This window comes from Streptomyces dysideae (genome assembly GCF_001514305.1).
Lineage (GTDB): Bacteria > Actinomycetota > Actinomycetes > Streptomycetales > Streptomycetaceae > Streptomyces > Streptomyces dysideae.
This window is the reverse complement of sequence record NZ_KQ949078.1, coordinates 274,451-295,732: the sequence shown is the minus strand read 5'-3', so window position 1 is coordinate 295,732 and position 21,282 is coordinate 274,451. Positions and strand designations below refer to the sequence as shown.

The following is a 21,282-nucleotide window of genomic DNA, read 5'->3' as shown; positions in this document are numbered from 1 at the left end:
TCTATAGCTCCTTCGCCAGGCGATGGATGAAGTCCCGGGACTTCACGGGGTCAAGCGCTACCGACTCCACCTTACGAAAAAGTGTTCGCATAGCGAGGAGTTGAGCGGCGTCGTCCAGGAACGCCGTGCCGTACGGAGTGTCCCGCTGCACCGTGTCCAGCGCGGCCACCGGACCGCCCAGGTAGAGCAGGGCGGCGCTGGCGCCGGCGAAGCCGTCGATATCGAAGGGAACCACCCGCACCGTGACGTTCGACCGCTCCGTCTGCTGGAGGATCTCGTCCAGTTGGGCTCGCGCGACACTGCGGTCGGCAACGCGCGTGCGCAGTACGGACTCGTGGACCACCGCCTCGTACTCGACGGCACCGTCACGCGTGATGACGGTCTTGCGCCGCATGCGGTGCTCGATCCGGGGGTCCACCTCGCCCGCCACGAACTCCGGAACCCAGTACGAGAACACCGCGCGCGCATAGTCCTCGGTCTGCAGCAGCCCCGGAACATGCGCCGTTCCGATCACCTGGATCGACCGGGCGTGATGTTCCAGCTCCGCCAGGTCCAGAAACGTCGGCGGCAGCACGCCCCGGTATTCCTCCCACCAGCCACGCGTACGGTCCGCCGCCATCGCCACGAGGGCCTCCACCAGCGCCCCGTCCGTACATGCGTAGAGAACGGCGAGCCTACGCACCCGCTCTTCACTCACGCCCGAGAGCCCGGACTCGACCTGGCTCATCTGAGCCGACGTCGACGAGAGGAGTCCGACCACTTCCCGGGCCGACATGCCCGCCGCTTCCCGCAGTTTGCGCAGCTCGGCGCCCAGACGCACCTGTCGGGTGGTGGGCTGGCTCCTCGGCGCCACGACGGCTCAACTCCTCAACAGCACTGCCTAAGGGACCTGTTGGCCCCCCTCGTTCGGGTGCCAGGTTACGCGAACAGCTTGCGCTGGGAGAAATTTCTCCTCTACCGTCAGTGACGCGACGCACACCCTGCGAAACCGGGGCCCCGGAAGCGCACCGCCCCGCCACGCCATGGCGACGACGACGAAGCCACCGCCCGACACTCCGCAGACCCAGCCAACTCTCCACCCACTGAACGGAGTTCACTCATGCCCGAAGTCGACCCCTGGGAGTACACCCTCCACATCCCCAACACCCCCCTGGCCGTCCCCATCTGCCGCCACACCCTCCGCCTCATCCTCGCCGCCCACGGCCTCCCCCACCTCACCGAAGCCGCCGAACTCCTGGCCACCGAGCTGGTCACCAACGCCGTACAGCACACCAAGGGCCCCGCCGCCATAAAGCTCCGCGCAGAACACGGCACCCTCCGCATCGGCGTGTGGGACGCCGACCCCACAGCACCCCGCCCCTCCCACCACACCACCCCGGACGCCCAAACGGGCCGCGGCCTCGCCCTCGTACGGGACTGCGCAGACGACTGGGGCTGGGTGCGGCAGCACGACACCAAGAACATCGTCGGCACCGGCAAGTACATCTGGTGCGAACTGACCGCCGTGGCCTGAACACCTCTTCCCTCCCCGAAAGAGTGATCCCATCCCTTCGGCCGGACGCCCCGGCCCAAGATCCCCTAGGTTCCGCCACATGGTCACCGCAGCAACCCGCCAGACATCGCACCGGATCTTCGAGAACCACCCGGAGGCCCTCACCCCCGTCTTCGAGACGCTACGACTTCCCCCACTCCCGAAATCGGCCATCGAGGTGCTCACCCTCGACGCCACGGAGTTCGGCCCACCGGACCACCCCGTGGACACGGTGCTGAAGGTCGAGCCCGCCGAGGGAGATGCCTTCCTCCTCGCAGTCGAGGTCCAGACGAAGCCGGACCCCGACAAGACACCGGGCTGGGCCCTGCCACGTGGCGCATCTCCACCTGGCGTACGACCTGCCCGTACTGCTGCTGGTGATCTGCCGGAACCGGCCCACCGCAACCTGGGCCGCCGGCCCCTTCGAGTCCCGCATCGGCAACCAGACATCCCAGATCCTGCGCCCGCTGGTGCTGGGCCCGGACGACCTGCCGGAGATCACGGACGAGTCGACGGTGGTCCGACAGCCGGCACTGGCGTCACTCGCGGCCATCGCGCACAGCGAGGGCGAGAAGACCACCGCCACCCTGGGTGTCCTGGCCCGAGGGATCCGGTCGCTCGACAGGGATACAGCGACGTACTTACGCGGGTTGCTGAGGTCCGGCCTTGTCGGTCACCCTCAGCCCCAGCTTCGGCAGCCCTGATGTATGTAGATTTAATCTACGTAGATTGAATCTACATAACCACCTGGAACCCACCCCTCACTCCTGGAGGAGGCCCATGCCCACCCCCTTCGTAGGCCGCCAGACCGAGCTGGCCCTCCTCCAGAAGCGCCTCGATCGCGTCACCTCCGACGGTAACGGCCTGGCCGTCGCCATAAGGGGGCGGCGGCAGGTCGGGAAGTCCCGGCTCGTGCAGGAGTTCTGTGACCGGGCCCGGCGACCGTACGTCTTCTTCACGGCGACCAAGGGCGCGTCCCCCCTGGAGGGGATCGCCGATCTCATGACTGAGCTGAGAGAGTCCTCGCTCCCGCCCGACCTGGAACTCGTACCGAAGAGCCCGCCGACCAACTGGCCCGACGCCTTCCGCGCACTCGCCGCCGTGCTGCCCGCCACCCCGAGCATCGTCGTCCTCGACGAACTTCCCTGGCTCGCCGAACAGGACCCCGTCTTCGACGGAGCACTCCAGACCGCCTGGGACCGGCTCCTCTCCACCCGCCCCGTGCTGCTGCTACTGCTCGGCAGTGACCTGCACATGATGGAGCGGTTCACCGCGTACGACCGCCCCTTCTACGGCCGGGCCGACAGCCTGGTCCTCGGTCCGCTCAACCCCGCCGAGACCGGGGCCGCACTGGGGCTCGACGCGGCGGACGCCATCGACGCGCACCTCGTCTCAGGCGGGCTGCCGGGGATCCTGCGCGCCTGGCCGCACGCCACCCCGGCGCTCGACTTCATCGAGGCCGAGTGCGCGGACCCCGCCTCGCCCCTCTTCGGCGTCCCCGAAGCGGCTCTCATGGCCGAGTTCCCCGCAGCCGACCAGTCCCGCCGGGTGCTGGAGGCGGTGGGCAGCGGGGACCGTACGCACGCCAACATCGCGGCGACGGCGGGGAGCCAGAGTGGTGCCCTGCCGTCGGGGATACTGTCCCCTCTGCTGCGACGGCTCACCGACGAGAAGCGGATCCTCGCCTCCGACACCCCGCTGTCCACGAGCCCCGGCAAGCCCGCCCTCTACCGGGTGGCCGACAGCAACCTGCGTCTGTATCTGGCCGCCTTGCGCTCCGCGCAGGGGTTGTCGCGGCGCGGCCGGCCCGAGGCCGCATACCGGCTCGTCCAGCGGCGCTGGGCCGCCTGGCGCGGGCGGGCCGTCGAGCCGCTGGTCCGGGAGGCACTGGAACTGGCCGCCGCTTCCGGGGACTTCCCCTGGCCGGACACCGAGGTCGTGGGTGGCTGGTGGAACCGCCGGTTCTCCCCGGAGATCGATCTCATCGGCGCCGATCGCTCTCCGGTGGCCGGGACCCTCTTCTTCGCGGGCTCCGTGAAGTGGCTCGGCTCGCCCTTCGATCAGCACGACCTGGCCGCGCTCGTGCGGGGCGCTGCTCAGGTCCCCGGGTTCTCGCCGGGTGGCACAGGGCTGGCCGTCGTTTCCCTCTCCGGTACCGCTGGGTCGGTGACCGGTGCCGGGGTCGGGCTGGTGTGGCGGGCCGGCGACGTGGTTGCGGCATGGCAGGCCTGAATCGCCGATCATGAGCGAGGAGTGCCTGGCCGCACCACGTTGTCCACGACCATCCGCTCCGCGCTCACTCTTCCCTTTACCCTGCATTTACCTCCTTATAGTGTTCAGGTCAGCGTGCGGCCAGGTCGGCCAGTGCGCAGTCGGCACAGAGTCCGACCACCACCGCATCGCACCCCAGGGGAATGTCGTGAAGCGCGTCCTGATCCGTTCCGGAAAGAGTCCGTTCCGTGTCGCCACTCCGGCGGAGTTCATCCAGCAGGACCTCATCGGGACGAACACCGGCAACCTGCTCTTCAGCGACTCCGCCCACAAGATGCTGTCGACGCCGAACACCGAGGTGACGTCGAACGGCATCCGCACCGACCCGTCGGCCGAGCGGGCCGCAGAGATCAACGAGCAGTACGACGTCTTCGTCGTCCCACTCGCCAACGCCTTCCGCCCCACCTTCCAGACCTCACTGGACCGGCTCTCCAAGCTGATCGAGCAGCTCACCATCCCGGTGGTCGTCTTCGGCGTCGGCGCCCAGGCCCCAGCCGACTACGACACCGAGTGGCTGACGCCGATGGAGACGTCGGTCAAGCGCTTCGCGTCCGCCGTCCTCGACCGCTCGGCGTCCATCGGCGTGCGCGGCGAACTGACCGCCGGCTACCTGAACGGCCTCGGCTTCCGGGACGTCGACATCATCGGCTGCCCCTCGATGTTCCTGTACGGCGCGACGTTCCCCGCGATCCGGGCCGCGGAGCTCACCGCTGACTCGCGCATCGCCCTCAGCCTCTCCCCGGACGCGATACCCGTCGGCGACATCTCCGGCATCGCCCGGCACGCATGGGAGCGCTACCCGCACCTCACCTACTACGCGCAGAACCTCACCGACGCGGAGCTGCTGCTGTGGGGCGACACCACGCCCGAGTCCGGGTTCGAGGATCCGTTCCCGCTGCAGCTCAGCCACGCCCTGCTGCGGGAGAACAAGGTGCGCATGCCGCTGGACCCGGCGACCTGGATCGACGAACTGCGCGGCTACGACTTCGCCTACGGCACCCGCATCCACGGCAACATCGCCGCCCTGCTCGCCGGCACACCCGCCGTCGTCCTCACCCACGACTCGCGCACCCTGGAACTGTGCCGGTACTTCGACATCCCGCACCGCCCGCTCACCGACCTGCCGGCCGACACCGATCCGCGCGAGCTGTACGAGGCCGCTGACTTCTCGCCCATGCTCAAGGGACACGGCGAGCGGTTCGAGCGCATCACCGCGTTCCTCACCCGCAACGGCCTGGACAACGCCTACCAGCACGGCGACGGCGGCGCCGCCCACGACGCCCGCGTCGCCTCCCTGGACCTGCCTGCCTCGATGCCGGTCTGGGACGGCTCGGACGACGGACAGATGCGTTACCGCATGAGCCGCCTGCGGGAGCTGATCACGGCGGCCGAGACCAAGGCCCAGAAGCAGGCCAAGAAGGCCGGCGAGGAAACCGGGAAGCTGCGCGCCAGGCTGACCGCCGCCGAGCGGCACGCGATCGAGACCGCAGAGCAGCTCGACGCCGTACGCCAGGAGCTGGCCGCGGCACACAAGCAGCTGGCCGCCGTCGAGCGCCGCGTCGGCGGCATCGAGAGGCGCCTCCTGGTCCGCCTGGGCCCGGCCATACGCCGCCGTACCCGCAAGCTCGCCGACTCCCGCGACCGCAAGGGCTGACCGCCCCTCACCTCTCCACCGGCGAGGGCGTCACCGCTCTCGGCGCCAAGTGGCTGGTAATATTCGGCCACTTGTGCGAGGGTGCGGGCCCTCGCAGGGGAGGAGGGGACGCCCACATGAGCAGAGGCAGATGGGGCGCGGCCGCGTTCGTGGCCGCCGGACTGATCGCGGGGACGCTGGTGTCGGCCGTCCCGGCCGCCGCCGTGCACGGGGCGGTCCCCGGTGACTTCAACGGCGACGGCTACCGCGACGCGGTGCTGCCCGCGCCCGGCGCGAACGTGTCCGGCAAGGAGGCAGCCGGTGCGGTCGTCGTGCTGTACGGATCGTCCTCCGGCCTGTCGGCCACCCGTCGCAAGACCATCACCCAGAACACGTCCGGGGTTCCGGGCGTGGCCGAGGCCTACGACCGTTTCGGCGCCGCCACCGCCACCGCCGACCTGAACCGGGATGGGTACGCCGACCTGCTGGTCTCCTCGCCCACCGAGGACACGACGAAGGGCACCGACGCGGGCACGGTGACGATCCTGTGGGGCAGCGGGAGCGGGCTGTCGAGCGCCACCAACCTGCCGACGCCGAGCACCGGCCCGCGGCGCTACGGTCTGGACCTGGCCGCGCTCAGCACCGGCAGCGGGACGAGGACACAGGTCGTCGTCGGCGGCTGGGACGCGATGGTGCGCTTCACGGGCCCGTTCAGCAAGAGCGGCAGCCACGGTTCCGCCGAGCTGAATCAGAACACCCCCTCCGTCGGGTCCGTCACGCTCGGCGACTTCGACGGCGACACGGCGCCGGACCCGGCCGTGGCCACCGTCCGCGTGCACGATCGCAGTGGCGGTGAGATCTACACGGAACTGGCGTTCCAGAAAGAGCTGAAGCACGGCAACGGTCTCATCACCGCCACCGGCGACGTCAACGGCGACGGGTACGGCGACCTCGTGGCCGGCGACCCGGACGAGCCCCTGGTCGCGGGCATGGACGGCGCGTCGGGCGGCCGGGTCCTGGTCTGGTACGGGTCGGCGGACGGCATCGCGAGCGACGCGCAGCCGGTGCAGATCACGCAGAACACCCCGGGCGTGCCCGGTGGGAGCGAGAAGGGCGACGCGTTCGGCGGCGCCCTCGCCGTGGCCGACCTCAACCGGGACGGGCTGGCGGACATCGTGGTCGGCGCGCCGTACGAAAGCCTCGGCAGCAGGAAGCGGGCGGGCATGGTCACCGTGATCCCCGGCCGTGCCTCGGGCGCCCTCGGCACCGGCTCGTACGCCTTCACCCAGAACACCTCCGGTGTGCCGGGCGGCGCCGAGGAAGACGACTTCTTCGGGACGACGGTCGCCGCCGGGGACGTGAACAAGGACGGCAGGCCCGAGCTGTTCGTCAGCGCGGCGGGGGAGAACAACCACACCGGCGGTGTCTGGGTCCTGCCCGGCGGCACCTTCCGTCCTACGGCCACCGGTAGCCGGGTGTTCACGGCACGCTCCGTCGGCCTCACCCAGCAGGCCCTCACGGCACTCGGCGGCAACGGCCTGCTGGAGGCCACCTGACGCCAACAGGTCGGCCGTCGGTCTTACGTCGGAAACCCGCCGGACGGCCGCAGCGCCCGGCGACGGCACCTGAGTGACCGCCCGTGACCCTCACGTTCACGGGCGGTTCGCGCTTTCCGGTGCCGGACCAGGCCGGCCGCCGCCCTCCCTGTGTCAGCTGTCCTGACCTGTGCGCGTGGCCTCCGGATCCACCCCCATCGTGATGGTCGCGAGGACACCCTTGGCGATGTCGTTCTTCTTGTACTTCAGCTTGAGCAGACCGCCCTGGACGCCACTGCCGTCGTAGATCGTGTCCTCGTCGAGCGTGGTGCGCTCGGTCGTCGACGTCGCGTACGGCGCCACCTCGGCGGCGGCGAGAGCTGACTCCTCGTCGAAGAAGAACTGGCCGGTGTGGCAGGTGTTCCCGCCCTCGTACCCGGCGTCGGTCCACTCGCCGTCCACATGCACCTTGGTGTGGATGTGGACGCAGCGGCCCTGGTACCAGCCCGGGAAGATCGTCTTGAAGGTGACGAAGCCCTTCTTGTCGGTCTTCCAGGTGCCGCGCAGATAGCGGGTGTCGCTGGTCGGCTCCTGGTGGCCGCCGCCACCGCCACCGCCGGACGGGGGCTCACCGGTCGGGGTACCGGAGGGGGCGTCCGTCGGGGCGTCCGTGGGGGCGCCGCCGCCACCGCCGTTGGAGAAGCTCTCGTAGCCCGAGTAGAGACCCAGCGCGTCGCAGTGCCAGACATCCACGGCCGCGTCGGCGATCGGCTTGCAGGTCTCGGAGTCGATGACCTTGAGGGTGAGAGTGAGCGGGATGCCCTCCTTGTCCTCGGTGATGTCCCGGCGGATCTTGTCCGCGTCGATGTAGTAGGGGCCCTCGGTGGTCTCGGAGGTGAGCTGGTAGCAGACCTCGCCGCTGCTGGAGGTGCTGCTCGCCGAGGCCGAGGTGCCCTTGGCGCCCTTCGCTCCCGACTCGCCCGCGAAGGCGCCCGCCGCGAGGGCGCCGCCCGTGCCCACCGCCACCGCAGCACCCGCACCGGCCACGACGACCTTGCGCCGCGTGAGGTCCTTCTGGTGTTTCGGTCCTTCGGCCGTCTGGTTTCCCGTCATGTGCAGGGAAGTTAGGGACGGCGTCTGTCAGGAGCATGGGTAAGAGCTGAGTAAGAGCCCTGCACAGGAATGTGGCCCGAAACCGATGTCGGTTCCGGGCCACTCCCACAGCTGTCCGCTACTTCGCCTACTTCGGCTGCGGCTTCCGCACCGAGAGGTGCAGCTCCTTCAGCCGCGTCTCGTCCAGCTCCGTCGGTGCGCCCATCATCAGGTCCTGGGCGTTGCCGTTGAGCGGGAAGGCGATCGTCTCGCGGATGTTCGGCTCGTCGGCGAGGAGCATCACGATGCGGTCGACGCCGGGCGCGATACCGCCGTGCGGCGGGGCGCCGAAGCGGAAGGCGCGCAGCATGCCGGCGAACTGCTCCTCGACGGTGTCCCGGTCGTAGCCCGCGATCTCGAAGGCCTTCAGCATGATCTCCGGCTCGTGGTTCCGGATCGCGCCGGAGGACAGCTCGACGCCGTTGCAGACGATGTCGTACTGCCAGCCCAGGATGTCCAGCGGGTCCTGCGTCTGCAGGGCCTCGAGGCCGCCCTGCGGCATGGAGAACGGGTTGTGCGAGAAGTCGATCGCGCCGGTGTCCTCGTCCTTCTCGTACATCGGGAAGTCGACGATCCAGCAGAACCGGAAGACGTTCTCCTCGAAGTGCCCGGCGCGCTGGGCGGCCTCGACCCGCACCGCGCCCATGATCTTCGAGACCTCGTCGAACTCGCCCGCGCCGAAGAACACGGCGTGACCGGCCGACAGGGACAGGCGCTTGGTCAGTTCCGCGACGTTCTCCTCCGTCAGGAACTTCGCGATCGGGCCGGACAGCGAGCCGTCCTCGGCGACCCGTACCCAGGCCAGGCCCTTGGCGCCCTGCGAGACCGCGAAGTCACCGAGCTGGTCGAAGAACTTCCGCGGCTGGGCGGAGACGTCCGGCACCGCCAGGGCGCGCACGTGCTTGCCGGCGAAGGCCTTGAACTCCGAGCTCTCGAACACGTCGGTGATGTCGACGAGCTCCAGCTGGGCGCGCAGGTCCGGCTTGTCGGAGCCGTACTTCAGCATCGCCTCGCGGAACGGGATCCGCGGGAACGGCGAGGTGACGTGGCGGCCGTTGCCGAACTCCTCGAACAGCTCCGTCATGAGCTTCTCGATCGGCTGGAAGACGTCCTCCTGCTCGACGAAGCTCATCTCGACGTCGAGCTGGTAGAACTCGCCCGGCGAGCGGTCCGCACGCGCGTCCTCGTCACGGAAGCAGGGCGCGATCTGGAAGTAGCGGTCGAAGCCGGAGATCATCAGCAGCTGCTTGAACTGCTGCGGCGCCTGGGGGAGGGCGTAGAACTTGCCCGGGTTCAGGCGGGACGGGACGACGAAGTCGCGGGCGCCCTCGGGGGAGGTCGCGGACAGGATCGGCGTCGCCATCTCGTTGAAGCCCAGCGCCGTCATCTTGTGACGGATCGCGGAGATCACGGCCGTACGCAGCATGATGTTGCGGTGCATGCGCTCGCGGCGCAGGTCGAGGAAGCGGTACTCCAGGCGCCGCTCCTCGTTGACGCCGTCCTCGGCGTTGATCGTGAAGGGCAGCGGGGCGGCCGCGCCGAGCAGCTCGACCTCGCCGACCTCGACCTCGGTCTCGCCGGTGGGCAGCTCGGGGTTGATGTTCTCCGCGCCACGCGAGACGACCTTGCCGTCGATGCGGACGGTCGACTCCTTGGAGATCTTGTCCAGCGCCTCGTACGCCGCGGTACCGGGGCGGGCGACCAGCTGCATGATGCCGTGGTGATCGCGCAGATCGATGAAGAGGATGCCGCCCAGGTCGCGCCGATTGTGCAGCCAGCCGCTCAGCCGGACGTCGGTGCCGACGTCAGAGGCGCGGAGCTCGCCGCAGGTGTGGGACCTGTACCGATGCATCGTCGTTCATCCAGTCTTCGCGGATCGGGGCCTTGTTTCACGTGAAACTCCCCCAAGCCTACCGGGCACCCCAAGATCGGCTCCCCACCATGAGGAACGGCCCATTGGCCACCCCGCCGATCACATGTCCCGTACAGCTTCGGTGGCAGCCTTCGATCAACTCTTCTTAGAGTGGAGCGCATGCGCACTGGTGAGCCCCTGCCCGCCGTGGGGGAGGTTCTCGCCGCCCTCGCGACCGGCCTGTGGCACTGGGACACCGCCACCGGACTGGTCAAGGTCGACGGCGAGGCCGCACGACTGCTCGGTCTGCCGGCCGAGCCGGCCGTCCTCACGCAGGCCCAGACCCGGGCCCGCCTCCACCCGGTCGACTGGAACGAGATCACCGGGGTGGTCCAGCTCGCCGCCGCCGAGGACAGCCTGGCCGAGGTGCGGGTACGGGTCATGGACGGCGAGGGCCGGGTCGTCCGGGTCGTCCGCAGCCGCTCCAAGCCGTCCTACGACCGGGTGAAGCGGGCGTACGAGATGACCGGCACCCTCCAGGAGGTCACCGAGCCGACGCCGGGCACCCCGGCCGGACGCACGGCGGTCACCGGGGACTGGCGGCGCTCCCGGGAGGCGTTCCTGCTGGACGCGGGCCGGGCGCTGGCCGAGGCACGGTCCACGGCGGAGGTCCTGCGGGTCGCGGCCGGCCTGTCGATGCCGGGCTTCTCACCGGACGGCCTCGCGGTCTTCGGCGTCGAGGGCGACCGTCTGACGATCATCGGCCACCACGGCCACCAGCCCGGCGACGAGGGCCCCTTCTCGCACATGGCCCTGGAGACCGACTACCCGGCCGCCGAGGTGGTCCGCACCGGCCGTGCCGTATACCTCTCCACACCCGAGCAGTACAAGTCCCGCTACCCGCTCACCTGGCCGCTCGCCCAGCACTTCGGCCGCCAGTCCTGGGCGTTCCTGCCGCTGACGGTCGCCGGGCAGACGATGGGCGCCTGGATGGCGGCCTTCGCCTACCCCGTCGCCTTCACCCCCGACGAACGCTCGGTCCTCACGACGGTCGCCCGTATGCTCGCGCAGGCCCTGTCCCGCGCCGGCGCCGCCGAGACGGCCCGCGAGCTCACCGACGGCCTCCAGCGCTCCATGCTGCCCAAGCTGGGCCCTGAGATACCGGGCATGGGCGTCGCCGCCCGCTACGTCCCGACCGGCGGCGGCCTCCAGGTCGGCGGCGACTGGTACGACATGATCCCGCTCCCCAACGGCCGCTTCGCCCTGGTCATCGGCGACGTCCAGGGCCACGACGTGCGGGCCGCCGGCCTGATGGGCCAGCTCCGCATCGCACTCCGCGCGTACGCCTCGGAAGGCCACCGCCCCGACGCGGTCCTGTCCCGCGCCTCGCGCTTCCTGCACGGCATGACCTACGACGACGGGGCCGAGGACGCCGCCGACCTGCGCTTCGCGACCTGCCTCTACGTCGAGGTCGACCCCACGACCGGCATGCTGGACATCGCCCGCGCCGGCCATCCCGACCCGGCGATCCGCATGGCCGACGGCACGGTGCTGGCCCGCCCGACGGCGGGAGGGCTGCCCCTCGGGATCGACCCGGACGCGGACTACCCGACGACGAGGATCACCCTCGAGCCCGGCGAAACGATGCTGATCTGCACGGACGGCCTGATCGAGACCGGCGGCCACGACCTGGAGACCGGCTGGAAACGCATCCGCACCATCCTCGAGGAGCACAAGGGCGATCTGGAGGAACTCGCCGACGCCCTCGTCCAGGCCGTCCACGGCCCGTCCTCCCACCACACCACGGGTCCGCTCGCCGACCGCCGCGAGGACGACATAGCCGTCCTGCTGCTGTGCCGGGAGGGCGAGGGCTGCGGTTGCGGTGACACGGTGACCGTGGTCCCGACGGTCCGCCGCACGATGCTCACGGTCGCGCAGGCCGAGCCCGAGCGCGTCGCGGTGGCCCGGCAGCAGCTCCGCGAGCTCCTCCACGACTGGGACTCGGCGGACCAGATCGACTCCGCGGTCCTGCTCCTCTCCGAGATGCTGACCAACGTCCTGGTCCACACCGACGCGGACGCCCTGCTTCTGGCCGAGGTGCGGGGTGGGCCGGGGGCACGCCGGATGCGCGTCGAGGTGACGGACACCAGCGACGACCTCCCGCACAAGCGGCGCCCCGGTGAACTGGCGTCCTCCGGGCGCGGTCTGATGCTGATCGAGCTGCTGGCGGAGACGTGGGGGGTGGATCCGCGGGGTGAGGGCAAGAGCATCTGGTTCGAGCTCTACGAATCGGCGGAGTCCTCGGCGGGCGCAGAAGCAGGCTCGGCAGCGGGCTCGGAGTAGCGCGTACGCAGCTCGTGCAGGACCCCGAAGGCGGCGGCGGTCAGCGGCACGGCGAGCAGCATCCCGAGAATCCCGGCGACGGACGCGCCCGCCGTGATGGTCACCATCACCACCGCGGGATGCATCTGCACGGTCCGGCTCTGGATCATGGGCTGCAGCACATGCCCCTCCAGCACCTGCACGGCGAGCACCACCCCCAGCGCCCAGAGCGCGATGACGAACCCCCGGTCGGCGAGCGCGACGAGCACGGCGACGGCCCCGGAGATGAAGGCGCCGAGGTAAGGGATATAAGCCCCCACAAAGACAAGCGCACCGAGCCCGACGGCCCCCGGCACGTCGAGCACGAGCAACCCCACGGTGATGCACACGGCATCGATGAACGCGATGAAGGTGGTCCCCCGCATGAACCCCTCCACCGCCTCGAAGGCCCGCCGCGCCATGGCCTCCACGGAGTCCCCCGCCCCACGCGGCACGACCGACCGCAGGACATCGGCGGCCCGATGCGAATCCCGCAGAAAGAAGAAGACGAGCAGCAGCGCGAGCACGGCCATGGCGATGGTCTCGCCCACGACGCTCACCCCACTGATAACACCGGAAGCGGCCGTCCCCCCGAACTTGGTGAGCAGCTCCCTGGCATTGGAGGCGAGGTCGTCGAGTGAGGTCCCGGCGGCCCCGAAGTGATCGGCGAGATCCTGAGCGGCGTCCTTGAGGGAGGCGACGATCTGATCCCCGGTGTCGATGAGAGCGGCGACGACGATATAGACGGCGCCACCGACGACAGCCACAACCGCCACGCACGTGAGCCCGGCGGCAACGGACCGCTGCACCCCGGCCCGCACGAGCCGCCGGTACAGCGGCCCGAGCAACGCCGTCCCGAGCAACGCGAGCAGCACAGGCACAACGGCCGTACGGAACTCGACGGCAAGCCGGACCCCGAGATAGACGACTCCCGCGACGAGCAGAGTCACGACACACCAGGCGGCGAGACGACGAACGGGCTCGGGGAGCAGCTGCTGCACGCTTCCAGCGGATCATGGGGCGGGCGGGGCTGCGGTACACGACGTGCAGAATCGATGTGCCTGTCCACTATCGGGTGAACATCCTTGCTATGTACGCAAGTCAGACCTCGTCGTGCCTAGCTTCCGGAGCGGAGGTGATGCTCGATGCACGAGCAGAACAACACGCCGCCGGAGCAGGCGGCGGGACGGAACCAGGACGCGATCGACATCAACGACTTCGTGTTCGCGGCGACGGGGGCGCGGATGCGGAGGCTGACGACGCCGGAGAGGGAGCACTGGTTCGTGGCAGCCGACGTGGCCACGGATCTCGGTTACGCAAACACGCGCCAGGCACTCCTCTGGCATGTTGCGCCAGATTGCACGAAGCGTCTGAGCGAGATTGCACCAGGCGTCTATACAGCAGACGCCTCACGCAAACTTGCAGCTCACAAGCTACAAAGGTCGATGAAGATGGTGAACCTTCGCGGGCTCATCGCGCTCGTCAACGGGTGCACGAAGCCGGAGTGCGCACCGTTCAAGGAGTGGGTCTCCGAGGTCATCGCCACCATCCAGCGCGACGGCTCCTACAGCCTGGAACCGGCCCCCGTACAACCCGCCCCCACCGGCGGCACCGCCTACGCCATGCCGCAACAGGTCGCCGACGCCATCGTGCGTCTGGAAGAACGCAACATCCGCGCCGACGAGATGATGCTGGCCTTCCAGGAGGAGCGCAACGATCTCCTTCGTCAGATCAGCCGCAGCCAGGACACCATGGCCAACGCACTCCGGGACATCGCCCAGTCCCTCAGGCACACCGATCCGGAACCGGAGCTGACGGCACAGCAGCTCCTCGCCACCTGGAGGACGAAGAACCTCGTCTTCACCGAGGACATCCACGCGGTGGCGGCCTACCTGGCCCCGACACTGGTGCGCGGCGAGGCGCGTTACCGCCTGGAGGAGATCGCCGCCCGGACGGGGCTGCCGCAGGACCGCGTCCACGACTGTCTGCGGACTCTGCTCAAGCGAGGTTGTGTACGGCAGACGGGCTGCGCCCCCGACGGAGCGCCGATCTACGTACTGCCGTAGCGCCGCAGCAGAGCCCCCATAAGACAGGCCCGAAGTCGCAAACCTCAGTTGCGGCTTCGGGCCTCGTCGTACCGTACCGGACCCCGCCCCCCACTCACCGCAGAACTACGCCGCCGTCGCCCCCCGCATCACCAACAGCACCCCCGCCAACACCGTCCACGCCGCCATCAGCAGCACCGTCGCCCACGCCGTGATCGGCCCCGCCAGGCACAGCACCGCGATGACGAAGCTGACCCAGCCCAGCCAGCTGGGTACGGCGCCGGTCGTCAGGGACACGCGCCAGATCGTGAACAGGAGCACCGCCGCCGCGGCCATCGCGGCGACGAAGCCGGCGTAGGCCATGTCGAGGAGCAGGAGGGCGACCATGGCCGTTTCGGGGCCGACGCGGAAGCTGTCCGTGTTGTTGGCCGAGATGGCGTAGATGGAGCCGGCGAGCGTGGCGATCATCAGGAGGGCCGTGAACACGGTGCCGCCCGCGAGCACCAGGTGCGACCGGTTCCCGGCGAGGCGGGCGAGTGCGCCCAGGAACCACAGGAACAGCAGGGCCGCCACCAGCAGCATCAGGGCCATGCCCTCGGTGACGTCGAGGTTGCTGTCCTTGCTGTAGAAGGCGAGGGTGTCGCGCAGTCCGTCGTCGCCCTCGGTGTCCGGACTGTTGGCGTAGATCACCAGCAGCGCGACGAGCATGAACACCCCGGAGGCGATCCCGGCGACGCCGGGCCAGAGGGTTCTGCGAGGGGTGTCGCCCGCGCTGTGCGGCTGAGCCGTCGTCGGTGCCGTCATGCCGGCCTCCCACGCGATGAGAATGTCGCGAGGGTCCCGAAATAGGACTCTTGATCTATTCTGCCCCTCCTGTCCTGTGAGAGACAGGAGGGGCAGGAGGGATGATCAGATGCCGCCCTCGGTCATGCCGTGCACCGCCGGGATCGTCCCCAGCCGGCCCTTCTGGAAGTCCTCGAAGGCCTGCTGGAGCTCCTCGCGGGTGTTCATGACGAACGGGCCGTAGTGCGCCATCGGCTCACGGATCGGCCGGCCGCCGAGGAGGACGACCTCCAGGTCGGGGGTGTGCGAGTCCTGCTTCTCGTCCGCGCGGACCGTCAGCGAACCGCCGGCCCCGAAGACCGCCGTCTGGCCCAGGTGGATCGGACGTCGGTCGGCACCCACCGCACCGCGGCCCGCGAGCACGTACGCGAGGCCGTTGAAGTCCTCACGCCACGGCAGGGTGATCTCCGCACCCGGCGCCACCGTCGCGTGGATCATCGTGATCGGCGTGTGCGTGATACCGGGGCCCTGGTGGCCGTCCAGCTCACCGGCGATGACACGCAGCAGCGCGCCGCCGTCGGGGGTCGTCAGCAGCTGGACGTTGCCGCCGCGGATGTCCTGGTACCTCGGGGCCATCATCTTGTCCGCGGCCGGGAGGTTCACCCACAGCTGGAGCCCGTGGAACAGGCCGCCGGACATGACCAGGGACTCCGGCGGGGCCTCGATGTGGAGGAGACCGGAGCCGGCCGTCATCCACTGGGTGTCGCCGTTGGTGATGGTGCCGCCGCCACCCTGGCTGTCCTGGTGGTCGAAGATCCCGTCGATGATGTACGTGACGGTCTCGAAGCCGCGGTGCGGGTGCCAGGGCGTGCCCTTGGGCTCACCCGGCGCGTACTCCACCTCACCCATCTGGTCCATCATGATGAACGGGTCCAGATGGCGGTAGTTGATCCCGGCGAACGCACGGCGCACCGGGAAGCCCTCACCCTCGAAACCGCTCGGCGCGGTCGTGACGGCGAGCACGGGACGAGCCACGGCGTCGGCCGGGGCGGCCACGCGGGGCAGCGTCAGCGGGTTCTCGACGGTCACTGCAGGCATGTCGGTACCTCCTTGTGCGGCCAGTTTAGTTGAGCATTGAACTTCCTGCTACCCCCAACAGAGAAAGCCCGGAGGGCATTCCCTCCGGGCTCCAGCCAAGACTTGGCACCTCAGCCGTACATTCTGCGCATCGCGAACTCGACCATCTGCTCGACCGCCTTCGCGTCGAACACCATCCGGTGCTCGCCCTCCATGTCGACCACGAAGCCGTACCCGGTGGGCAGCAGGTCGATCACCTCCGCGCCGGTGATCACGAAGTACTTGGACTCCTTGCCCGCGTACCTGCGCAGTTCCTTGAGCGAGGTGAACATCGGGATCACCGGCTGCTGGGTGTTGTGCAGGGCGAGGAAGCCGGGGTTGTCACCACGCGGGCAGTAGACCTTCGACGTCGCGAAGACCTGCTGGAAGTCCTCCGCCGACATCTGCCCGGTGGTGAAGGCCCGCACCGCGTCAGCGAGCGACGGCGGCGACGGTTCGGGGTACAGGGGCTGCTGCTGCCCGTAACCGCCGCCGCCCATGGGCTGCTGCGGCGGGGCGTACTGCTGCTGGGCACCCGCGTTCTGGTCGTAGCCGTACATGCGCGCAAGCGTACCGAGCCCACCGGGCGTGCGGGACGGTACGGGCACTCACGCCCCCACAGGGAGCCCACAGGTACACCCCTGGAATCCCACAGGCGGGGCCCGTAGCGTCCGCCACACCAAAGAACGCGCCACGGAACGGCAAAGCGCGAGCAATCGGCGGCAAGGAGACACGGCCATGAGCGGACACCACCACGACGACGAGATCCACGAGCACGACAGAGGTCTGTCCTACGACCTTCCCGTTCTCGCCCGCCGCCGGATGATCCGGCTGCTCGCCGGGGCGAGCCTGGTGCCGCTGGTCGGCTGCTCCGCCGAGGACGACTCCTCCACCTCCGCCGGCGGGAACTCGTCGGCCGCCTCTTCTTCTTCCTCCTCCTCTTCCTCTGCAGAGTGCGCCACCATCCCCAACGAGACCGCCGGCCCCTACCCCGGCGACGGCTCGAACGGTGTGAACGTCCTCAAGGAAAGCGGTGTCGTCCGCAGCGACATCACCTCCAGCTTCGGCGACTCCGCGGGCGGCACCGCCGAGGGTGTGCCGCTGACCATCACGCTGACGGTCGTGGACGCGGCCTCGGGCTGCGGTACGCCGAAGAAGGGCGCCGCCGTGTATCTGTGGCACTGCGACCGGGAGGGCAACTACTCCCTGTACTCCGAGGCCGTCACCGACGAGAACTACCTGCGGGGCGTCCAGGAGACCGACGACAAGGGCCAGGTCACCTTCAAGAGCATCTTCCCGGCCTGCTACACGGGCCGCTGGCCGCACATCCACTTCGAGGTCTACGGCAGCCTCGCCGACGCCACGGCGGCCACGTCGATCACGAACACCTCGCAGCTCGCGCTGCCGAAGGAGGTCTGCGACACGGTGTACGCGACGGACGGCTACAGCCAGAGCGTGACCAACCTGGGCCAGCTCTCCCTGGAGACGGACAACATCTTCAGCGACGGCTACGACCAGCAGCTGGCGGCGATGGAGGGCAGTGTCGACAACGGCTACACGGCCACACTGACGGTTCCGGTGTGACCTGTCACAGATGGGCGGATCGGGGTTGCTTCTTATTACCGACGGGTAGCATCATCGTAGCTACTTGTTGGTATGTGAACTAGAGCGAGGATCCAGTGCCTCGCCGATCTCTCTTTACGGAGCCGTCGCCATGGGGCACTACAAGTCGAATCTCCGCGACATCGAGTTCAACCTCTTCGAAGTACTCGGGCGGGACAAGCTGTACGGCACCGGTCCCTTCGAGGAGATGGACGTCGAGACCGCGAAGAGCATCCTCGAAGAGCTGACCCGGCTCGCGGAGAACGAGCTGGCCGAGTCCTTCGCGGACGCCGACCGCAACCCGCCGGTCTTCGACCCGGAGACGAACACGGCCCCGGTGCCGGCGTCCTTCAAGAAGAGCTACAAGGCCTTCATGGACTCGGAGTACTGGCGGCTCGGCCTGCCCGAGGAGATCGGCGGCACCACCTCCCCGCGCTCCCTGATCTGGTCGTACGCGGAGCTGCTGCTCGGCTCGAACCCGGCCGTGTGGATGTACGCCTCCGGCCCGGCATTCGCCGGCATCCTCTTCGACGAGGGCAACGACGTCCAGAAGAAGATCGCCCAGATCGCCGTGGAGAAGACCTGGGGCTCCACCATGGTGCTGACCGAGCCCGACGCGGGCTCCGACGTCGGCGCCGGTCGCACCAAGGCGGTCCAGCAGGAGGACGGCTCCTGGCACATCGAGGGCGTCAAGCGCTTCATCACGTCCGGTGAGCACGACATGGAGGAGAACATCCTCCACTACGTCCTCGCCCGCCCCGAGGGCCATGGCGCGGGCACCAAGGGCCTGTCCCTCTTCCTCGTCCCGAAGTACCTCTTCGACTTCGAGACCGGCGAGCTGGGCGAGCGCAACGGCGTCTACGCCACGAACGTCGAGCACAAGATGGGCCTCAAGGCCTCCAACACCTGCGAGATGACCTTCGGCGACCAGCACCCCGCCAAGGGCTGGCTGATCGGCGACAAGCACGACGGCATCCGCCAGATGTTCCGCATCATCGAGTTCGCGCGGATGATGGTCGGCACGAAGGCGATCTCGACGCTGTCGACCGGCTACCTGAACGCCCTCGAGTACGCCAAGGAGCGTGTCCAGGGCCCGGACCTCGCCAACTTCATGGACAAGACGGCGCCCAAGGTCACCATCACGCACCACCCGGACGTGCGCCGCTCGCTGATGACGCAGAAGGCGTACGCGGAGGGCATGCGCGCCCTCGTCCTCTACACGGCGTCGGTCCAGGACGAGATCCAGGTCAAGGAGGCCGCCGGCGAGGACACCGCCGCGGTGGAGGCGCTCAACGACCTGCTCCTGCCGATCGTCAAGGGCTACGGCTCCGAGAAGGGCTACGAGCAGCTCGCCCAGTCGCTGCAGACCTTCGGCGGCTCCGGCTTCCTGCAGGAGTACCCGATCGAGCAGTACATCCGCGACTCCAAGATCGACACCCTGTACGAGGGCACCACCGCGATCCAGGGCCAGGACTTCTTCTTCCGGAAGATCGTCCGCAACCAGGGCGCCGCGCTGAACTCCCTCGCCGAGGACATCAAGAAGTTCCTGGCGCTCGGCACCGGCGGCGAGGAGCTGGCGGGCGCCCGCGAGCACCTCGCGAAGGCGGCCGTCGAGCTGGAGGCCATCGTCGGCCTGATGCTGACCGACCTCGCGGCCACCGAGTCGGACGTCAAGAACATCTACAAGGTGGGCCTGAACACCACCCGCCTGCTGATGGCCTCCGGTGACGTCGTCGTCGGCTACCTGCTGCTCAAGGGCGCCGCGGTCGCCGCCGAAAAGCTCGAGACCGCCTCCGCCAAGGCTGTGTCTTCCAAAGATGTGGCCTTCTACACCGGCAAGATCGCGGCGGCGAAGTTCTTCGCGGCCAACGTCCTGCCGGGCGTCACCGGCACCCGCAAGCTCGCCCAGGGCGTCGACCTGGACCTGATGGAACTCGACGAGGCCGCGTTCTAGGGCAGGCCCTGGTCACGGTTCCGGTCACGCACGGACATTCCGCGTCGTCCTCACGCAGGCCCGCTCCCATCGCCGGGAGCGGGCCTGCGTACGTCGTTAAGGTGAACCCATGAGCGAACCCACCCGCTTCGGCGGCCGCGGCCACACCGACGACCTCATGTCCTTCCTCTCGGCGAGCCCCACGCCGTACCACGCCGTGGCGAACACCGCCGAGCGGCTGGAAAAGGCCGGCTTCAGGCAGGTCGCGGAGACGGACGCGTGGGACGGGTCGACCGGCGGCAAGTACGTGCTGCGCGGTGGCGCGATCGTGGCGTGGTACGTCCCCGAGGGCGCCGAGCCGCACACGCCGTTCCGGATCGTCGGCGCGCACACCGACTCCCCCAACCTGCGGGTGAAGCCGCGGCCCGACAGCGGGGCGCACGGCTGGCGGCAGGTGGCCGTGGAGATCTACGGCGGGCCGCTGCTGAACTCCTGGCTCGACCGCGACCTGGGCCTGGCGGGCCGGCTGTCGCTGCGGGACGGTTCGAGCCGGCTGGTGAACATCGACCGGCCGCTGCTGCGGGTGCCCCAACTCGCCATCCACCTGGACCGTTCGGTGTCGGCGGAGGGCCTCAAGCTCGACAAGCAGCGGCATCTGCAGCCCATCTGGGGGCTGGGCGACAACATCCGCGACGGTGATCTGATCGCCTTCCTGGAGGAGAGCGCCGGGATCGCGGCGGGCCAGGTCACCGGCTGGGACCTGATGGTCCACTCCGTGGAGCCGCCCGCGTATCTGGGCCGGGACGAGGAACTGGTCGCGGGCCCGCGCATGGACAACCTGCTGTCGGTGCACGCGGGCATGGCCGCACTGGTCGCCGTGTCCGGTGGCGACCTGCCGTTCATTCCCGTGCTGGCCGCCTTCGACCACGAGGAGAACGGCTCGCAGAGCGACACGGGCGCCGACGGCCCGCTGCTGGGCAGCGTCCTGGAGCGGTCGGTGTTCGCGCGCGGAGGGTCGTACGAGGACCGGGCGAGAGCCTTCGCCGGCACGGTGTGCCTGTCCTCCGACACCGGCCACGCCGTCCACCCCAACTACGCCGAGCGGCACGACCCGACGCACCACCCGCGGGTCAACGGCGGCCCCATCCTCAAGGTCAACGTCAACAACCGCTACGCCACGGACGGTTCGGGCCGCGCGGTCTTCGCCGCCGCCTGCGAGAAGGCGGGCGTCCCCTTCCAGTCCTTCGTGTCCAACAACTCCATGCCCTGCGGCACCACCATCGGCCCGATCACCGCGGCCCGGCACGGCATCAGGACCGTCGACATCGGCGTGGCGATCCTGTCGATGCACAGTGCCCGCGAGCTGTGCGGCGCGGACGACCCGCAGCTGCTGGCGAGGTCGCTGGCGGCGTTCTTGGAGGGGTAGCGGTCCCAAGGGCCCTGTCATCGCATGGGTGTTGCCGACCGG

17 protein-coding genes are annotated in these 21,282 nt (G+C 69.3%); 10 read left to right on the top strand and 7 right to left on the bottom strand.

The window, feature by feature from the left end; genetic code table 11:
• Position 1 precedes the first annotated feature (1 nt).
• On the bottom strand, positions 2-853 hold the full coding sequence (locus AQJ91_RS09750; RefSeq protein ID WP_067018497.1) for a helix-turn-helix domain-containing protein: 852 nt from the start codon (positions 851-853) through the stop codon (positions 2-4).
• Positions 854-1,099: 246 nt separating this feature from the next.
• Here AQJ91_RS09750 and AQJ91_RS09745 point away from each other — a divergent pair, with 246 nt between their 5' ends.
• The 5 genes from AQJ91_RS09745 (at position 1,100) to AQJ91_RS09725 (ending at position 6,991) form a co-directional block, all read left to right on the top strand.
• Positions 1,100-1,513 (top strand): ATP-binding protein, encoded by a 414-nt coding sequence (locus AQJ91_RS09745; protein ID WP_067018495.1) that lies wholly within the window; start codon positions 1,100-1,102, stop codon positions 1,511-1,513.
• A gap of 350 nt (positions 1,514-1,863) precedes the next feature.
• Complete coding sequence (locus AQJ91_RS09740) at positions 1,864-2,235, top strand: hypothetical protein (protein WP_067018493.1); 372 nt, start codon at positions 1,864-1,866, stop codon at positions 2,233-2,235.
• Positions 2,236-2,311: 76 nt separating this feature from the next.
• Positions 2,312-3,763: an AAA family ATPase gene (locus tag AQJ91_RS09735; protein ID WP_067018491.1), complete on the top strand. Its 1,452-nt coding sequence runs from the start codon at positions 2,312-2,314 to the stop codon at positions 3,761-3,763.
• Between the two features lie 187 nt (positions 3,764-3,950).
• The gene (locus AQJ91_RS09730; protein ID WP_067018489.1) at positions 3,951-5,456 is read left to right on the top strand and encodes a polysaccharide pyruvyl transferase family protein; all 1,506 of its coding nucleotides are present in this window, start codon (positions 3,951-3,953) and stop codon (positions 5,454-5,456) included.
• A 116-nt stretch (positions 5,457-5,572) separates the two neighbouring features.
• Positions 5,573-6,991, top strand: coding sequence for an FG-GAP-like repeat-containing protein (locus tag AQJ91_RS09725; RefSeq protein ID WP_067018487.1), 1,419 nt, complete (start codon positions 5,573-5,575; stop codon positions 6,989-6,991).
• A 153-nt stretch (positions 6,992-7,144) separates the two neighbouring features.
• Here the strand turns inward: AQJ91_RS09725 and AQJ91_RS09720 are convergent, their stop codons facing one another.
• Complete coding sequence (locus tag AQJ91_RS09720; protein ID WP_067018485.1) at positions 7,145-8,083, bottom strand: intradiol ring-cleavage dioxygenase; 939 nt, start codon at positions 8,081-8,083, stop codon at positions 7,145-7,147.
• Between the two features lie 127 nt (positions 8,084-8,210).
• A complete protein-coding gene (gene aspS / locus AQJ91_RS09715) occupies positions 8,211-9,974 on the bottom strand; it encodes an aspartate--tRNA ligase (RefSeq protein ID WP_067018483.1) in 1,764 nt (587 codons plus the stop codon).
• Positions 9,975-10,154: 180 nt separating this feature from the next.
• On the opposite strand from aspS, the gene AQJ91_RS09710 reads away from it, so the two are divergent.
• The gene (locus tag AQJ91_RS09710) at positions 10,155-12,317 is read left to right on the top strand and encodes an ATP-binding SpoIIE family protein phosphatase (RefSeq protein WP_067018481.1); all 2,163 of its coding nucleotides are present in this window, start codon (positions 10,155-10,157) and stop codon (positions 12,315-12,317) included.
• On the opposite strand, the gene AQJ91_RS09705 is transcribed toward AQJ91_RS09710, so the two are convergent.
• Entirely contained in the window at positions 12,257-13,336 is a 1,080-nt protein-coding gene (locus AQJ91_RS09705; protein ID WP_067018479.1) for an AI-2E family transporter, read from the bottom strand. The two genes, AQJ91_RS09710 and AQJ91_RS09705, sit on opposite strands and share 61 nt — an antisense overlap.
• A 144-nt stretch (positions 13,337-13,480) precedes the next feature.
• On the opposite strand from AQJ91_RS09705, the gene AQJ91_RS09700 reads away from it, so the two are divergent.
• Positions 13,481-14,401, top strand: coding sequence for a BRO family protein (locus AQJ91_RS09700; RefSeq protein WP_067018477.1), 921 nt, complete (start codon positions 13,481-13,483; stop codon positions 14,399-14,401).
• A gap of 105 nt (positions 14,402-14,506) precedes the next feature.
• On the opposite strand, the gene AQJ91_RS09695 is transcribed toward AQJ91_RS09700, so the two are convergent.
• From AQJ91_RS09695 to AQJ91_RS09685, 3 genes are all read right to left on the bottom strand, one after another.
• Positions 14,507-15,184 (bottom strand): hypothetical protein, encoded by a 678-nt coding sequence (locus AQJ91_RS09695; protein ID WP_067018475.1) that lies wholly within the window; start codon positions 15,182-15,184, stop codon positions 14,507-14,509.
• Between the two features lie 105 nt (positions 15,185-15,289).
• Complete coding sequence (locus AQJ91_RS09690; protein ID WP_067018473.1) at positions 15,290-16,261, bottom strand: pirin family protein; 972 nt, start codon at positions 16,259-16,261, stop codon at positions 15,290-15,292.
• A 110-nt stretch (positions 16,262-16,371) separates the two neighbouring features.
• Positions 16,372-16,839 carry an SseB family protein gene (locus tag AQJ91_RS09685; protein ID WP_067018471.1) on the bottom strand — a complete coding sequence of 156 codons (468 nt, stop codon included), beginning with the start codon at positions 16,837-16,839 and terminating at the stop codon, positions 16,372-16,374.
• Between the two features lie 178 nt (positions 16,840-17,017).
• On the opposite strand from AQJ91_RS09685, the gene AQJ91_RS09680 reads away from it, so the two are divergent.
• From AQJ91_RS09680 to AQJ91_RS09670, 3 genes are all read left to right on the top strand, one after another.
• A complete protein-coding gene (locus AQJ91_RS09680) occupies positions 17,018-17,863 on the top strand; it encodes an intradiol ring-cleavage dioxygenase (RefSeq protein WP_067018469.1) in 846 nt (281 codons plus the stop codon).
• A gap of 130 nt (positions 17,864-17,993) precedes the next feature.
• Positions 17,994-19,835 (top strand): acyl-CoA dehydrogenase, encoded by a 1,842-nt coding sequence (locus tag AQJ91_RS09675; protein WP_067018467.1) that lies wholly within the window; start codon positions 17,994-17,996, stop codon positions 19,833-19,835.
• A 109-nt stretch (positions 19,836-19,944) separates the two neighbouring features.
• The gene (locus AQJ91_RS09670; protein ID WP_067018465.1) at positions 19,945-21,240 is read left to right on the top strand and encodes a M18 family aminopeptidase; all 1,296 of its coding nucleotides are present in this window, start codon (positions 19,945-19,947) and stop codon (positions 21,238-21,240) included.
• Positions 21,241-21,282 lie beyond the last annotated feature (42 nt).

Coding starts and splice junctions, on each gene's coding strand:
- AQJ91_RS09695 (WP_067018475.1), bottom strand. CDS start 15,184: ATGACGGCACCGACGACGGCTCAGCCGCACAGCGCGGGCGACACCCCT.
- AQJ91_RS09710 (WP_067018481.1), top strand. CDS start 10,155: ATGCGCACTGGTGAGCCCCTGCCCGCCGTGGGGGAGGTTCTCGCCGCC.
- aspS (WP_067018483.1), bottom strand. CDS start 9,974: ATGCATCGGTACAGGTCCCACACCTGCGGCGAGCTCCGCGCCTCTGAC.
- AQJ91_RS09685 (WP_067018471.1), bottom strand. CDS start 16,839: ATGTACGGCTACGACCAGAACGCGGGTGCCCAGCAGCAGTACGCCCCG.
- AQJ91_RS09745 (WP_067018495.1), top strand. CDS start 1,100: ATGCCCGAAGTCGACCCCTGGGAGTACACCCTCCACATCCCCAACACC.
- AQJ91_RS09675 (WP_067018467.1), top strand. CDS start 17,994: ATGGGGCACTACAAGTCGAATCTCCGCGACATCGAGTTCAACCTCTTC.
- AQJ91_RS09680 (WP_067018469.1), top strand. CDS start 17,018: ATGAGCGGACACCACCACGACGACGAGATCCACGAGCACGACAGAGGT.
- AQJ91_RS09670 (WP_067018465.1), top strand. CDS start 19,945: ATGAGCGAACCCACCCGCTTCGGCGGCCGCGGCCACACCGACGACCTC.
- AQJ91_RS09720 (WP_067018485.1), bottom strand. CDS start 8,083: ATGACGGGAAACCAGACGGCCGAAGGACCGAAACACCAGAAGGACCTC.
- AQJ91_RS09735 (WP_067018491.1), top strand. CDS start 2,312: ATGCCCACCCCCTTCGTAGGCCGCCAGACCGAGCTGGCCCTCCTCCAG.
- AQJ91_RS09700 (WP_067018477.1), top strand. CDS start 13,481: ATGCACGAGCAGAACAACACGCCGCCGGAGCAGGCGGCGGGACGGAAC.
- AQJ91_RS09725 (WP_067018487.1), top strand. CDS start 5,573: ATGAGCAGAGGCAGATGGGGCGCGGCCGCGTTCGTGGCCGCCGGACTG.
- AQJ91_RS09690 (WP_067018473.1), bottom strand. CDS start 16,261: ATGCCTGCAGTGACCGTCGAGAACCCGCTGACGCTGCCCCGCGTGGCC.